The 14,124-nt window shown below is 73.7% G+C and carries 15 protein-coding genes; 7 read left to right on the forward strand and 8 right to left on the reverse strand.

Annotated elements, in window-relative coordinates; all coding sequences use genetic code 11:
- From RLT57_RS15195 to RLT57_RS15205, 3 genes are all read left to right on the forward strand, one after another.
- Complete coding sequence (locus tag RLT57_RS15195; protein ID WP_311297929.1) at positions 1-987, forward strand: alpha-ketoacid dehydrogenase subunit beta; 987 nt, start codon at positions 1-3, stop codon at positions 985-987.
- A 19-nt stretch (positions 988-1,006) separates the two neighbouring features.
- Entirely contained in the window at positions 1,007-2,536 is a 1,530-nt protein-coding gene (locus RLT57_RS15200) for a dihydrolipoamide acetyltransferase family protein (protein WP_311300724.1), read from the forward strand.
- Positions 2,537-2,719: 183 nt separating this feature from the next.
- The gene (locus RLT57_RS15205; RefSeq protein WP_311297930.1) at positions 2,720-2,914 is read left to right on the forward strand and encodes a hypothetical protein; all 195 of its coding nucleotides are present in this window, start codon (positions 2,720-2,722) and stop codon (positions 2,912-2,914) included.
- A 6-nt stretch (positions 2,915-2,920) separates the two neighbouring features.
- Here RLT57_RS15205 and RLT57_RS15210 read toward each other — a convergent pair whose 3' ends face one another.
- The gene (locus RLT57_RS15210) at positions 2,921-3,178 is read right to left on the reverse strand and encodes a hypothetical protein (RefSeq protein WP_311297931.1); all 258 of its coding nucleotides are present in this window, start codon (positions 3,176-3,178) and stop codon (positions 2,921-2,923) included.
- A 26-nt stretch (positions 3,179-3,204) separates the two neighbouring features.
- Positions 3,205-3,540, reverse strand: a complete 336-nt coding sequence (locus RLT57_RS15215) for a hypothetical protein (protein WP_311297932.1) — start codon at positions 3,538-3,540, stop codon at positions 3,205-3,207.
- A 716-nt stretch (positions 3,541-4,256) separates the two neighbouring features.
- Between RLT57_RS15215 and RLT57_RS15220 the strand changes: the two genes are divergently transcribed.
- The 3 genes from RLT57_RS15220 to RLT57_RS15230 all read left to right on the forward strand — a co-directional run bounded on the left by RLT57_RS15220 (position 4,257) and on the right by RLT57_RS15230 (position 6,684).
- On the forward strand, positions 4,257-4,481 hold the full coding sequence (locus RLT57_RS15220) for a hypothetical protein (RefSeq protein ID WP_311297933.1): 225 nt from the start codon (positions 4,257-4,259) through the stop codon (positions 4,479-4,481).
- Positions 4,482-4,696: 215 nt separating this feature from the next.
- Positions 4,697-5,353: a GntR family transcriptional regulator gene (locus tag RLT57_RS15225; protein ID WP_311297934.1), complete on the forward strand. Its 657-nt coding sequence runs from the start codon at positions 4,697-4,699 to the stop codon at positions 5,351-5,353.
- A complete protein-coding gene (locus RLT57_RS15230; RefSeq protein ID WP_311297935.1) occupies positions 5,350-6,684 on the forward strand; it encodes an MFS transporter in 1,335 nt (444 codons plus the stop codon). The genes RLT57_RS15225 and RLT57_RS15230 overlap by 4 nt, the downstream gene beginning before the upstream one ends.
- A 118-nt stretch (positions 6,685-6,802) precedes the next feature.
- Here RLT57_RS15230 and RLT57_RS15235 read toward each other — a convergent pair whose 3' ends face one another.
- From RLT57_RS15235 to RLT57_RS15260, 6 genes are all read right to left on the reverse strand, one after another.
- On the reverse strand, positions 6,803-8,053 hold the full coding sequence (locus RLT57_RS15235) for a cytochrome P450 (protein WP_399129852.1): 1,251 nt from the start codon (positions 8,051-8,053) through the stop codon (positions 6,803-6,805).
- A 317-nt stretch (positions 8,054-8,370) separates the two neighbouring features.
- The gene (locus RLT57_RS15240; RefSeq protein ID WP_311300726.1) at positions 8,371-8,943 is read right to left on the reverse strand and encodes a GTP-binding protein; all 573 of its coding nucleotides are present in this window, start codon (positions 8,941-8,943) and stop codon (positions 8,371-8,373) included.
- A gap of 88 nt (positions 8,944-9,031) precedes the next feature.
- On the reverse strand, positions 9,032-9,391 hold the full coding sequence (locus RLT57_RS15245; protein ID WP_311297936.1) for a DUF742 domain-containing protein: 360 nt from the start codon (positions 9,389-9,391) through the stop codon (positions 9,032-9,034).
- Positions 9,388-9,864 (reverse strand): roadblock/LC7 domain-containing protein, encoded by a 477-nt coding sequence (locus RLT57_RS15250; protein WP_311297937.1) that lies wholly within the window; start codon positions 9,862-9,864, stop codon positions 9,388-9,390. Before RLT57_RS15250 ends, RLT57_RS15245 begins: the two co-directional genes overlap by 4 nt.
- Positions 9,861-12,017, reverse strand: a complete 2,157-nt coding sequence (locus RLT57_RS15255; RefSeq protein ID WP_311297938.1) for a sensor histidine kinase — start codon at positions 12,015-12,017, stop codon at positions 9,861-9,863. The genes RLT57_RS15250 and RLT57_RS15255 overlap by 4 nt, the downstream gene beginning before the upstream one ends.
- A gap of 331 nt (positions 12,018-12,348) precedes the next feature.
- A complete protein-coding gene (locus RLT57_RS15260; protein ID WP_311297939.1) occupies positions 12,349-13,173 on the reverse strand; it encodes a maleylpyruvate isomerase family mycothiol-dependent enzyme in 825 nt (274 codons plus the stop codon).
- A gap of 138 nt (positions 13,174-13,311) precedes the next feature.
- On the opposite strand from RLT57_RS15260, the gene RLT57_RS15265 reads away from it, so the two are divergent.
- Positions 13,312-14,112, forward strand: coding sequence for a carbon-nitrogen family hydrolase (locus tag RLT57_RS15265; RefSeq protein WP_311297940.1), 801 nt, complete (start codon positions 13,312-13,314; stop codon positions 14,110-14,112).
- Positions 14,113-14,124 lie beyond the last annotated feature (12 nt).

Here is a 14,124-nt window from a genome sequence, read left to right on the forward strand (position 1 = left end):
ATGAGCGAGACGGCACCCCAGATGGCCATGTCGAAGGCCCTCAACGAGTCGCTGCGCAAGGCCCTGGAGAACGACCCCAAGGTCCTCATCATGGGCGAGGACGTCGGCAAGCTCGGCGGCGTCTTCCGGATCACCGACGGCCTCTACAAGGATTTCGGCGAGGACCGGGTGATCGACACCCCGCTGGCCGAGTCCGGCATCGTGGGCACCGCGATCGGCCTGGCGCTGCGCGGCTACCGGCCGGTGGTGGAGATCCAGTTCGACGGCTTCGTCTTCCCCGCGTACGACCAGATCGTCACCCAGCTCGCCAAGATGCACGCCCGCGCGCTCGGCAAGATCAAGCTTCCGGTCGTCGTCCGCATCCCCTACGGCGGCGGCATCGGCGCGGTGGAGCACCACAGTGAGTCGCCGGAGACGCTGTTCGCGCACATCGCCGGACTGAAGGTGGTGTCGCCGGCCAACCCGTCGGACGCCTACTGGATGCTCCAGCAGGCCATCGAGTGCGACGACCCGGTGATCTTCTTCGAGCCCAAGCGGCGCTACTGGGACAAGGGCGCGGTCGACGTCGGGGCGGTGCCGCGCGGGCTGCACAAGGCGGTCGTGGTCAGGCCCGGCACCGATCTGACGCTCGCGGCGTACGGGCCGATGGTCAAGGTGTGCCTGGAGGCCGCCGCCGCGGCGGCCAACGAGGGCCGCGACCTGGAGGTGCTGGACCTGCGGTCGCTGTCCCCGATCGACTTCGACACGATCCAGGCGTCGGTGGAGAAGACCCGCAGGCTGGTCGTCGTCCACGAGGCGCCGGTGTTCTACGGGGCCGGGGGGGAGATCGCGGCGCGGATCACCGAGCGGTCCTTCTACCATCTGGAGGCGCCGGTGCTGCGGGTGGGCGGTTTCCACGTGCCCTACCCGCCGGCCCGGCTGGAGGACGAGTATCTGCCGGGCCTGGACCGCGTACTCGACTCCGTCGACCGCGCGCTGGCGTTCTGAGGAGAGGGTTGTGACGACCATGACCGCACGGACGCAGCGGTTTCTCGAGTTCAGGATGCCGGACGTCGGCGAGGGGCTGACCGAGGCGGAGATCCTCAAGTGGTACGTCGGGGTCGGCGACGCGGTGACCGACGGGCAGGTGGTCTGCGAGGTGGAGACCGCCAAGGCGGCCGTCGAGCTGCCCATTCCGTACGACGGGGTGGTCAGCGAGATCCGCTTCGGCGAGGGCACGACGGTCGACGTCGGCACGCCGATCATCGTGGTGGAGGCGGGGGAGGGCGCCGGCGGGGCCGCCTCCACCGGTGAGCCGTCGGCGGGGGGCGCGCCGCGGACCGCGGAGCCCGAGCCCGCCGCGGGTACGGGCGCCGCCGGCGCCGGTCCCGACCAGGCCGAGGGCGGCAAGCGGGAAGCGGTGCTGGTGGGGTACGGGGTCGCGGCCTCGGCCACCACCCGGCGGGCGCGCAAGCCGCAGGGGCCGTCGGACGGGCCGCGGACGGCCGGGGCGGTGCCCCAGCAGCCGACCGAGGCCAACGGGCACGCGGTTCCCGCGCCGGTCCCGGCCTCCGCTTCGGCCCCCGCGCCCGCCCCGGTCTCCGCTCCGGCGTCCCCGCCGGTCCGGGCCGCCGCGCCCCCGCTCGCCCCGGAGCCCGCGCCGTCCGTCGAGCGGCCGCTCGCCAAGCCGCCGGTGCGCAAGCTCGCGAAGGACCTCGGCATCGACCTGGCGACGGTGGTGCCGACCGGCCCCAACGGCGAGGTCACGCGGGAGGACATCCGCGCCGCCGCGGTCCCGCCCGGCCGGCTCACCTCGACCGAAGCGCCCGAACCGGCCGTCGCGGCCGGCGGCGCCGCGCGGGAGACCCGGGTCCCCGTCAAGGGCGTCCGCAGGGCCACCGCGCAGGCGATGGTGGCCAGCGCGTTCACCGCGCCGCACGTCACCGAGTTCGTGACGTTCGACATCACCCGGACGATGAAGCTGGTCCAAAAGCTCAGGGAGGACCGGGCCTTCGCCGGTCTGAAGGTCAGTCCGCTGCTGCTGGTCGCCAAGGCCCTGCTGGTCGCCGTCCGGCGCAACCCGGAGGTCAACGCGTCGTGGGACGAGGAGCGGCAGGAGATCGTGCGCAAGTCGTACGTGAACCTGGGCATCGCCGCGGCCACCCCGCGCGGCCTGATCGTGCCCAACATCAAGGACGCGCAGGACAAGACGCTGCCCGAACTGGCGGCGGCCCTCGGCGAACTGGTCACCACCGCCCGCGAGGGCAGGACGTCGCCGGCCACCATGCAGGGCGGCACCGTCACCATCACCAATGTGGGCGTCTTCGGCATCGACACCGGGACACCCATCCTCAACCCCGGCGAGTCCGCGATCCTCGCGTTCGGCGCGGTCAAGCTCCAGCCGTGGGTGCACAAGGGCAAGGTGAAGCCCCGGCACGTCACCACCCTGGCGCTGTCCTTCGACCACCGGCTGGTCGACGGCGAGCTGGGCTCCAAGGTGCTGGCGGACGTGGCGGCGGTCCTGGAGCAGCCCCAGCGGATGATCACCTGGACGTGACGGTCCCGGTCCGCGACGCCCGGAGCCGTGCCGCACCGGAGCCGTGCCGCACCGGACCGCGACGGGTAGGACCGCGACGGGTAGGACCGTGCCACGAAAGGAGGGCTCGGGCGTACAAATGTCCGAGCCCTCCGGTCTGCGTGTTACCTGCACCGACCGCTCGGCGTCTGCTGCCATCGCCGTATGGTCGTCTCGGTCTCCGCCGTGCTGCTGCTCTTCGCCCTCACGGTGACGTTCATGCGCCACCGCTCCCTCAAGCCCGGCCACGCCCTCACCTGCGTGCTGCTCGGCTTCCTGCTCGCCTCCAGCAGCCTGGCGCCCAGTATCCGGTCCACCGTCGTCTCGACCGCGGACCTGGTGAGCACTCTGCGGCCCTGACGGCCGTCAGCCGATGCCGTACGTGTAGCCGGGCCGGTAGCGCTTGGCGAAGGTGCTCAGCGTGTACCAGCCGATGGACCTGACCTGGGCGGTGAAGGTGCTGTCGCCGTCGCCCCGGGAGGACTGGTTGCGCTTGGCGACGGTCCTGCCGCCGTAGGCCAGCTCGGTGGTGCCGGTGTTGCTGCCCTCCAAGCCCTCCGTGGACGGGTCCCGGAACGCCCATTCGGTGTCGTAGACCAGCCGGCCCCCGGCGAGGTACGGCACGGCGCGGGCGGTCCCCAGGCCGACCGTTAGAAGAACCGTTGGAAGATCCGCGCGTACGACGACTTCGCCGTGGCGTTGATCGCGTGCGTGCCGCCGCCGATGTCCTCGTTCACACCCTTGACGTCGGCGAACGTGTCGGAGCGCACGTCCCAGCGCGCCGCGGTCACGTGCGCCGTGAGGCCGAAGGGCGTGTCGGCGCTGCGGATCTCGCCGGCCGACAGGTCCAGCTGGCACGCCGGGCCCTGCGGCTGGAGCGTCACGTCCGCCTGCGGGCTGCCGGCCGGCCCGCAACGGGCCTGGATCGCGATACGCGCCATCAGGGACGTGTGGAAGGTGCCGCCGGGGCTGCTCGGCAGCCCCACGATGAGCCCGGTCGCCGCGTAGGGGTCCTGGGAGTCGTCGGTGCCGGTCCAGCTCGACAGGTAGCCCGGCCGCAGGTCCTAGGGGCGTTCGGCACCACGTACAGGTGGCGGCCGTCGTTCCAGGTCGACGCTGCCGATCGCGTCGGTGCCCACGCACAGCCGGGCGTCGAGCGGCTGGTCGTAGCCCGCCCCCAGCTTCGGGGGACAGCGCGACCTTCAGCCGGCGGCCCTTGCGGGCGTCGACCGTGGCGGCGACCTTGGACGCCGACACGGTCACCACCCGGGCGCCCGGGGTGTCGGTGCCGTCCTTGGCGGTCTGCACGTCGGCGATGACCGCGTACCGCCCCTTGGGAAGCGCCAGCGTCCGCCCGCCGGCCGTCCCGTACGACGCGTGCGAGGCGCGGTCGACCACCGACACCTGGCTGCCGACCTTGGCGCCGGTCCGGTCGAGGGTGGTCACCGTGACCGAGCCGCTCGCCGCCTGCGCGGGCGTGGACGAGGCCGCTGTGAGAAGCGGCGCGGCGCCGGCCGCCACCCCCAGAAAAACCTTGACGCGTCGCACGGGTTCTCCCCTGCCCCAGTCGCGAACGGTGAAAACGGCTGAGCGCGACAGGGGCCGCCTTGCCCCCTCCCGGGCCGCCGTCCCCAAATCGACTCGTCATCGTTGCCTCCGCGCCGAACCGCTCCCGGCCGGGGCAGCGCATACTGGTAGCACGATGACGAAACCTGCCGCGCCCCGGCGCCACCTCCCCACCAGCCCCTTCAACGTCCCGGTCGCCCCGCCGGTCAAGCGGTTCGAGCTGGGAGACCGTGTCTCGCACGACCGTTACGGCCTGGGCAGGATCATCGGCGTCGAGGACGGGATCGCCATGCTCGTCGACTTCGGCGGCGACCGTCAGACCCGAGTGGTCAGCCCGTACTCCGGTATGAACAAGCTCTGACCCGGCCGCGCCCGCCCGACGTCACCGACGCCGGGTGAGGGCGCCCGCCTCCTGCCCCGGGAAGGTCCTCACCGCGCCCGCGACGGCGCCGCCGGGGATCGCGCCGTCCGGGGACGCGCCCGGGATCCGCACCCCACCCGTGCGGCGCTGTGGGCTGTCCGGATCGTGGAACCGGGTATCTGCGGGATTCCTGATGTATCTATGATGTGCACATCATGAACACGGTTGCCGCGCCCAAGCCCCCGCCCGCCGCCGAGCGGGTCTACTCCCACGTCAAGTCCGCCGTGCTGGACCGCAGCTACGAAGGCGGCACGCTCCTCACCGAAGGGGATCTCGCCGAGGCCGTCGGGGTGTCCAGAACCCCGGTACGGGAGGCCCTGCTGCGGCTGGAGGCCGAAGGGCTGCTCAAGCTGTACCCCAAGAAGGGCGCCCTGGTGCTGCCCGTCTCGGCGCAGGAGATCGCCGACGTGGTGGAGACCCGCCTGCTGGTGGAGCAGCACGCGGTGGCCAAGCTGGTCGGCGCGGTGCCGGAGCGGCTGATCGCCAGCCTGGAGGAGTCGCTGGCCGAGCAGCGCGGGCACGCCGAGACCGGTGACCTGGCGGCGTTCGCCGCCGCCGACCGCGGCTTCCACGCCGAGATCGTGCGCGCCGGCGGGAACCGCATCCTCGCCCACCTCTACGACCAGCTGCGCGACCGGCAGCTGCGGATGGGTGTGGCCACGATGCACGCCGAGCCGAGCCGGGTCGCCAAGAACATCGCCGAGCACACCGAGATCCTGGAGGCGCTGCGCGACGGCGCCGCGGACACCGCCGCCGCGGTCGTCGACCGGCACGTGTCCTGGGTGAACACCCTCGCCCGGGGCCAGTCGTGAGGGCCACCGCGCACAAGACGCCGCACAACGTGCTGCCCGGCGACCCGCCCGGTGGCCGGCGGGCCGTCCTGGTCTGGGGCGTGGGCACCCTCGTCTACTTCGTCGCCGTCGTGCACCGCACCAGCCTCGGCGTGGCCGGCATCGACGCGGCCGACCGCTTCCACATCGGCGCCTCCGCGCTCTCCACCTTCTCCATCCTCCAGGTGCTGGTCTACGCCGGCATGCAGATACCCGTCGGCCTGATGGTGGACCGGCTCGGCACCAAGAGGGTGCTGATGCTCGGTGCGGTGCTGTTCACCGCCGGGCAGGGCGCGTTCGCGCTGTCCCACTCGTACGGGATGGCGCTGGCCGCCCGCGCGGTGCTGGGCTGCGGCGACGCGATGACCTTCGTCAGCGTCCTGCGGCTCGGCGCGCGCTGGTTCCCGGCCCGGCGCGGACCTGTGGTCTCGCAGGGAGCCGCGCTCTTCGGGGTGGCCGGCAACCTGGTGTCGACCGTCGCGCTGTCCCGGCTGCTGCACTCGGCCGGCTGGACGCCGACCTTTCTCGGCACCGCGCTGGGCGGCGCCCTCGTCCTCGTCCTGGTGGCCCTCTTCCTCAAGGACCACCCGGAGGGGCACGAGCCCGCGCCCGCGGAACACCTGGGCGCCGCCTACGTGCGGCGGCAGATCACCGACTCCTGGCGCGAGCCGGGCACCCGGCTCGGCATGTGGACGCACTTCACCACCCAGTTCTCCGGGATGGTGTTCCTGCTGCTGTGGGGGCTGCCGTACCTGGTCGAGGACCAGGGGCTGTCGCGCGGCGCGGCGGGCGGCCTGCTCACCTTGGTGGTGCTCGCCAACATGCTGTTCGGCCTGGTCTTCGGACAGCTCATCGGCCGCCACCACGGGCTGCGGATGCCGCTGACCCTCGGGGTGATCGGCGCCACCGCCGCGGCCTGGGCGGGCGTGCTGGCCTGGCCGGGCGGCCAGGACCCGCTGTGGCTGCTGGTCCTGCTCTGCGTGGTGCTCGGCGCCTGCGGGCCCGCCTCGATGATCGGCTTCGACTTCGCCCGCCCGGCCAACCCGCCCGAACGCCTCGGCACCGCGTCCGGCATCGTCAACCTCGGCGGCTTCACCGCCTCCGTCCTGACCCTCTTCGCCGTCGGCGTCCTGCTCGACGCGACCGGAGACAACTACCGCGTCGCCTGGAGCAGCGTCTTCGTCCTCCAGGCGTTCGGCACCGCCCAGATCCTGCGGCTGCGGCGGGCCAGCGAGCGCCTGGAGCGGGAGCGGATAGCGGTCAGCCGGATCGAGAGCGTGCACCGTACGGCGCCCGCGCCCGTCAGCGACTGAGCCGCGGGGCGGGGCGGGGCAGGGCCGGGGTGACCCGGCCCGGTCCGGCGGGTGGTTGGTCCGGCTCGGCCCGGTCCGGCGGGTGGTCGGTCCGGTCGGCCGTCGGATCGGCGGGTGGTCAGATCAGCGGAGTGAACTCCACCGGCAGCGCCGCCGGCCCCCGCAGCCACACCGAGGGCCGCCAGGACAGCTCCTCCGGCGGCCGGGACAGGCGCAGGTCGGGCAGCCGGTCCAGCAGCACCTCGACGGCCGCGGTGGCGATCACCTCGGCGATCTCCGGCGCGGGCGCCGGGCAGCGGTGCTCGCCGTGGCTGAACGACAGGTGCGCCTGATTGCCGCCGGCCCCCGCCGTGCCCCGGGTGGCGCCGCCGTCGGCCGGGGCGACCGGGCAGACCTGCGGGTCGGTGTTGGCCGCGGCCAAACCCAGCACCAGGAGGTCGCCCGCGCGGATGTGCCGCCCGGCGAGCTGGGTGTCGCGGGTGGCCCAGCGGCCGATGAAGTTCTGCGTCGGGGTGTCCGTCCACAGGACCTCGGTGAGCGCCTGCCCCACACTGCGCCGGCCGCCGGACAGCGACACCGCGAAACGGTCGTCGGTGAGCATCAGCCGCAGCGTGTTCCCTATCCAGTTGGCGGTCGGCTGCTGCCCGGCGGCGATGATGGCGATCAGGTCCTGCACGATCTGCTCGTCGGTCAGCCCCGCCGGGTGCGCCAGCAGCCGGGACGGCAGATCGGCCCCCGGGGTGTGCCGACGGCGTTCCAGCAGCAGCTCCATGGTGCCGCGGATACGGGCGTACGCCATTCCCGCGTCGGGCCCGTCGCTCAGCACCGTGGCGGTGTCGCGTTCCAGCTCGGCGGTCTCGTCGTCGCGCAATCCGAAGAGCCCGGCGAGCACCCGCAGCGGCACCTGCCCGGCGTACTCCGCCATCAGCTCCGCCCGCCCGGCGCCCGCGAAGCGGTCCACCGCCGCGTCGGCGGCCCGCTCGGCCTCGAACCGCAGCTCGAACTGGTCGACCCCGGCCAGCACCTCGGAGATCGCGCCGGCCCGCCGCCGGTGCTCGGCGCCCTCGGTGAACAGCACCGACGCGTTGTGTGCGACGAAGGGCAGCAGCGGCCAGTCCCGGGGCACCCGGTCCCAGGAGTGCCAGCGCCGCGAGTCGCGGGCGAACAGCTCCGGGTTGCCGGTGACGTAGTGCACCTCGCGGTAGCCGAGCACCAGCCAGGCGGGCAGGTCGGCGTCGAGCAGCACCGGCGCGACCGATCCGTGCACCCGGCGCAGCATCGCGTAGAGCGCGGCCGGGTCGCGCTGGAAGGCCGGCGAGTGCAGCCGTACCGGCGCGGCGTCCGGGTGCAGCGGCAGCACGGCCGGCACGTTCAACTGCTCGGGGGGCCGCCCACCGGGAAGACTGGGCTGCGGCGTCGGCACCGTGGGGCGCGCGGCGGCCTGGTAGGCGCCGGGCTGCGGGACGGCCTGGTACCCGGCCGGCGGCGGGACCGGCTGGTGGCCGGCCTGCTGCGGCGCCACCGGCACGCCCCGGTACGGGGTCGGCGGGCCGCCCGGGTGCGGATAGGGGCCGGTGTCCGGCTCCCCCGGCGCGGGGCCGTCGGGTGCCACGGGGATGGTCCAGCTCCCCGGACCCTCCAACGGGGCCTCGGGCACCGGGCCCGGGCCCTGGCCCTGGTACGACGTCACGGTATGGACTCCCAAGCGGACGAAGCGTAGGCCAGCAGATGGTCGACAAGCGTGATCAGTACCCGCTTGGCGGAGTCCCGCCGCCGCGCGTCGCAGTCGATCAGCGGCACCCCGGGCGGCAGCGACAGCGCCTCGCGCAGCTCGGCCAGGGAGTGCTGCGGCGGGCCGAAGTTGTTGCGGGCGACGATGAAGGGCAGCCCGTGGTGTTCGAGCCGGTCGATGGCGTACCAGGAGTCGGCGATCCGGCGGGTGTCGACCAGCACCACCGCGCCCATGGTGCCGGAGAACAGCCGGTCCCACAGGAACCAGAACCGCTCCTGGCCGGGGGCGCCGAACAGGTACAGCACCATCTCGTCATCCAGAGTGATCCGGCCGAAGTCGAAGGCGACGGTGGTGCTCTGCTTGGTGCCGAGCCCGGCCGGGTCGTCGATGCCGACACCCGCGCGGCTCATGGTCTCCTCGGTGCTCAGCGGCCGGATCTCGCTGACCGCGCCGACCAGCGTGGTCTTGCCGACGCCGAAGCCGCCGACGATCGCGATCTTCAGCCCGTCGCTCGCGGTGTCGCGCAGCGGCGGCCCGCTGCCGCCGGACTCCGCCCACCGGTCCGGCTGTCCCGGCCGTCCCGGTTGCCCCGAGTGCTCGGGGTACTCCGGTGGTTCAAAGGTTCTGGAGGGCACGCAGCACCTTCTTCAGCGTCTCCGGCGGCGGGACCCGGTCGCCGGACCGGGCGCTGCGCGGATGCCGGGCGCTGATCCGCCCCGCGTCCAGCAGGTCGCCCAGCAGTATCTTCACCACCGTGACCGGCAGCCCCAGGTACGCGGCCACCTCCACCACGGCGGTCGGACGGCGGCACAGGCGCAGGATCCGTACGTGCTCGGACTGCATCCCGAGGACCGGTTCGCTCTCCGCGACCACGATCGTCACCAGGTCGAACGGCGACTCCTGCGCGCGGCTGCGGCCCCCGGTGACGGTGTAGAGCCGGTCAGGTTCGCCGCTGTCGACCGGCCCGCGGTTCATGCCCGCCGCTTCCCGCGCGTGCCGTCGAGGGAGCCCGGGCGGGTGCCGTCCGCGGCGGTGGGGTCCGTACGGGACGCGATGCGGGGGTCGGTCCGCAGCCGGCTGCCCATCTGTTCGACCAGCTCGTTCATGTGGTGGCCGATGACGCCGGCGTCCGCGTACTCCTCACCGACCACGGCCAGATGGGCGCCCTCGCCGGCCTCCACGATGAACAGGACGCCGCCGTGGAACTCGGTCATGGACTGCCGGACCCCGCCGCTGCCGTCGCCGAACTCCATCGAGGCGCCGTGGGCCAGCGCCTGGATGCCGGAGGCTATCGCGGCCAGCTGGTCCGCCCGGTCCACCGAGAGCCCCGACGACAGGCACAGCTTGAGGCCGTCCCGGGACAGCACCAGCGCGTGTCGGGCGCCGGGTGTCCGCGCCAGCAGTGTCTCCAGCAGCCAGTCCAGACCCTCGTGGTCGGTGGTGGTCATCTGTCACTGTCCCCTCCCGGCGGCGGCCCGGTCGGTACGGTGTTGCCCGCGCCCCCGTCCTCCCCGCCGAAATCGCCGTACCCGCCGCCGCCCGGGGCGAATCCGCCGAATCCGCTGAATCCCCCGAAGGTGTCACGGCCCCGGCTCCCGGCCGGCAGCTCGTCGTCGGCGGGGTAGTCGGCGGCGTAGTCGGCGTCCGTCAGATAGCCGGTGTCGGCCGTTTCCACCCGGGACGGGTACGGGCGGGTGCCGGCGGGCCGGCCTCCGAACGCGACTCCGGGCGTGCCGCCGCCTTGGCCGCCGCTGTCCGCGCCGTCATGGAGACCGCCTTGGACGTTGCCCTGGGAGCCGGCCAGGGAACTGCCCTGGGAGCCGCTCGCGCCGCTGCCCTCGCCATCGGGCCCGCGGGCCGGGAGCGCGCCCTCCTCGTGGGTCCCGGGACGCGCCTGCGGCGGCTTGCGCCCCGCCGCCGCGTCCCGGAACGCGCTGAACCTCGCCCCCGCCCCGGCCCGCGACCGGGCCGCCCGCGCCGCCTCCTCCGGGGAGGGGTCGAGCCAGGCCGCCACCGGGTCGGCGGTCAGGTCGCCGTGCTGTGCGGCGGCCAGTGTCTGGCCGCGGGCCCGCTTGGGCAGCGGTACGGCGGCCGACCGCCCCCCGGGCCCGCCCTGGTGGCCCTGGCCGGGGCGGGCGTGCCCGGCCGCGCCCTGCGGATCACCCTGCGCCATCCGGCCGCCGGCGAACTCCGCGCCGCCCTCGGGCTGGTAGCCGCCGGCCGCCTGGTATCCGGCGCCGCCCTGGTACGGGGCCTTGCCCTGGTACCCACCGTCGCCGTAACCGCCGTCCTCCGCCGGGTAGTCGGCGGCCTGCTCGGCCGGCGACCGGGTGAGGATCTTCGGCGGGATCAGCACCACCACGCCCGTACCGCCCCGCGAGGACGGCCGGAAGGAGATCAGCAGCCCGTGCTTGCGGGCCAGGCAGCCCACCACCGCCAGGCCCAGCCGGGTGCCGGACAGCGACCGCAGGTCCAGCGGTTCCCCCGAGACCAGCTTCTGCGCCCTGACCAGCGTCGCGTCCGGCATCACCAGGCCCGCGTCCTCGATGGTGACGACCACTCCGGAGTGCGTCTCCTGTACGTAGACGTGCACCTCCTCGGTCGGCGGCGAGAAGTTGCAGGCGTTGTCCATGAGCTCGGCCAGCGCGTGCATGACGCCCTCGGCCGCGTAACCGGCGACCGCCGCCGTACTGGTGGAGTGCAGCCGGACCCGCTGGTAGGCGTCGATCCGGCCCATCGCGCCGCGCAGCACGCTCTCCATCACGATCGGCTTGGTCCACCGGCGCCCCGAGCGCGCCCCGGTGAGCACCGCCACGCTGTCGGCCAGCCGCCCGGCCTGCGCGGTGCAGTGGTCGAGGTGCAGCAGGTCGCCGAGCACATCCTCGCCGAGGCGGTCCTCCATCTCCCGCAGATCGGCCAGCATCCCGGTGGTCAGCGCCTGGAGCCGGCCGGCGGCGCTGGCGCAGGCCGCCATCCCGGCGGCCCGCATCCGCTCGCTGGCCGCGATCTCCTGGACCAGCACGCCCAGCAGCCTCTGGTGTGCGGGCCCGGTGGGCTGCGGCAGCCGGGACAGCACGGTGTCCGCCGAGCCGCCGGCCCGCAGCCGGTCCACCGCCAGCGGGATGGTCACCTCGGCCAGCCGGGCCGTCTCGCCCTCCAGTGCCGCCGCTCGCGTGGTCTCCGACTTCAGCGCCGCCCGCAGCGACAACTGCGCCTCGGCGGCGGTCCTGCGCTGCACCTCGGTGGCCCGCGCCGACCTCTGGGCGGCCTCCAGGTCGATGGCGGCGAGCCGGGCCGCCTCCGTGTACCGCTCCGCCTCCCGCGCCGCCTCCGCCTGTAATTCCGCGGTACGGAACCGCAGCTCCCGACGCAGCCGGTGCCGCGACATGGCGAGCGCCACCGCGACACCCAGCAGTACGGCGCCCGCCCCACCGGTCACGGTGACGAACGGACGGTCCACGGTGCTCACCCGGGCCGCCGCCCAGACACAGGCCGCGCCCGCCGCCGCGACGACGGCGAGCGGGAACACGACGGTCCAGGCGGTACGCGCTGGGCGCCGGTCGGAGGGGGGGACGGATAACGGCGAACTCTGGGCTGACATCAATCGGTACCTCATGGCGGGAGGCCGAACAACCCACCGCCGTGCCGGGGACGTTGACGTGCGAGCAGTGCGGGTGCGTGGTATTGCGCCACACCTTACTCGCCCAACTCAGCCTTCTCGGGCAGAATGCCGTTCTTTCGTCGCCGTACCGTCACCGGACCGTCACAGCTGGTGCAGCCGCCGGCGCCGTCGCCACCGGGCGTCACCGAAATGAGAGGCGGCCGTCCGGATGCCACCGGACGGCCGTTACGCCATGCCTCTTTCGGACTGGATCGACCACTCCGCCCACTCCGATCGCGGGGTCACCGTCGTCCCCTCCGACCGCCCCGGCCTACTTGGTGACCGTGATGTGCGACAGGATCGCCTCGGCCAGCTCCGGGTCGCCCTCGATCTTCAGCCGGTCGGCCACCGCGGCGGGCCTGACCCGCCCGGCCAGCAGCCGCAGGAACGTCTCCCAGTCCACCACGAAGGTCACCGCCGGGCCGAGCGAGACCGCCGAGTCGATGGTGCCGCGGCCCTCCGCGTCGACCCGTACCGTCCGCATGAACTCCAGCGGCCCGTGCACGTCGAAGACCACCGCGGAACCGGGCTTGGCGCCCGCGTCGTGCGCGACCAGCTTGGGCAGCGCGCGCAGCATGAGGTCGCGGGAGAACACGGCCGCGGCGGAGGCGAGGTTGCCCGGCTTGTCGAGCGCCCGGCGCAGGTCCTGCTCGTGCACCCACACGTCGAACACCCGCTCCCACAGCTGCTCTTCGAGGGTGATCTCGCCGCCGCCGATGGCCCGCACCTCGTGGTCGGGCTGCCGGGACTCGTTCCGCAGCTGCCGGGAGCGGCGGATGATGGTGTACTCCAGCTCCGAGGTCATCTCGGGCGCGGTGTGGTGGCGGCGGATGTCCACCGGCACCTCGGTGTAGCGGGCCCACTCGTTCTTGATGTGCCGCAGGTCGCTGGGCAGGCTGTGGATCGGTCGCGGGTCGCCGAGCAGCTCGCACTCGAAGCCGATGACGTGCGAGACGACGTCGCGCACGGACCAGTAGGGGCAGTCCGTGGGCCGGCTCCACTCCCCCTCGGTCAGTGGCGAGACCATGTCGTTGATGGATTCTACGGAGTGGGTCCAGGCGTCGATGTACGGCTGGAGCTTGCTGTGGACGGTCACGGGACGGGACCCCTCGACATTCGGTGCGCGGTCGTGGTGGTTGGCGCCTAAGTTACGCTGCGCGCGGGCGCCCACGCAGTGCTTTCGAGTGACGATGGTAGGCCCGACTTGACGACCCAACGTATGGGCGGTGACCCGGTGCGCGCAACGCTTGTGCAGATCGACGTGGACACGGAGGAAACGGTCGCGGACCGCCGGGAAAGGGCGGCCCGACTGGTCCGTGCCCAGGCCGGGGCGGACCTTGTGGTGCTGCCCGAGCTGTGGCCGGTCGGCGCGTTCGCGGCGGACGCCTTCGCCGCGGAGGCGGAACAGGCGGCCGGCGGACCGACCGCCGCCGTGATGGGCGCGGCGGCGCGCGACGCGGGGGTGTGGCTGCACGCGGGCTCCGTCGTCGAGCGGGACTTTTCCCAGGAGGGCGGCCCGCTCTACAACACCTCGCTGCTCTTCGCGCCCGACGGCACGCTGCACACGACGTACCGCAAGATCCACCGCTTCGGCTTCGACCGGGGCGAGGCCGTGCTGATGACGGCCGGTGACCGGATCGCCACCGCCCGGCTGCCGCAGGCCGTCCTCGGCCTCGCCACCTGCTACGACCTGCGCTTCCCCGAGCTGTTCCGGCTGCTGCTGGACGCGGGCGCGCAGGTGCTGGTGGTCCCGGCCGGCTGGCCGGCCCGCCGGCTCGCGCACTGGCGGGTGCTGGTCCGGGCGCGGGCGATCGAGTCCCAGGCGTACGTCCTGGCCTGCGGTACGGCGGGCACCCACGCGGGCGTCGAGCAGGCCGGCCACAGCATGGTGGTGGACCCCTGGGGCGAGGTGCTGGCCGAGGCGGGGCCGGGCGAGCAGCTGCTGACCGTCGAGCTGGACCCCGCCCGGGTGGCGGCCACCCGGGCGGAGTTCCCGGTCCTGCGGGACCGTGTGCTGGGAATGCCGACGCCTTAGGCGTACGTACGG

The sequence above is a fragment of the Streptomyces sp. ITFR-21 genome, from assembly GCF_031844685.1.
Lineage (GTDB): Bacteria > Actinomycetota > Actinomycetes > Streptomycetales > Streptomycetaceae > Actinacidiphila.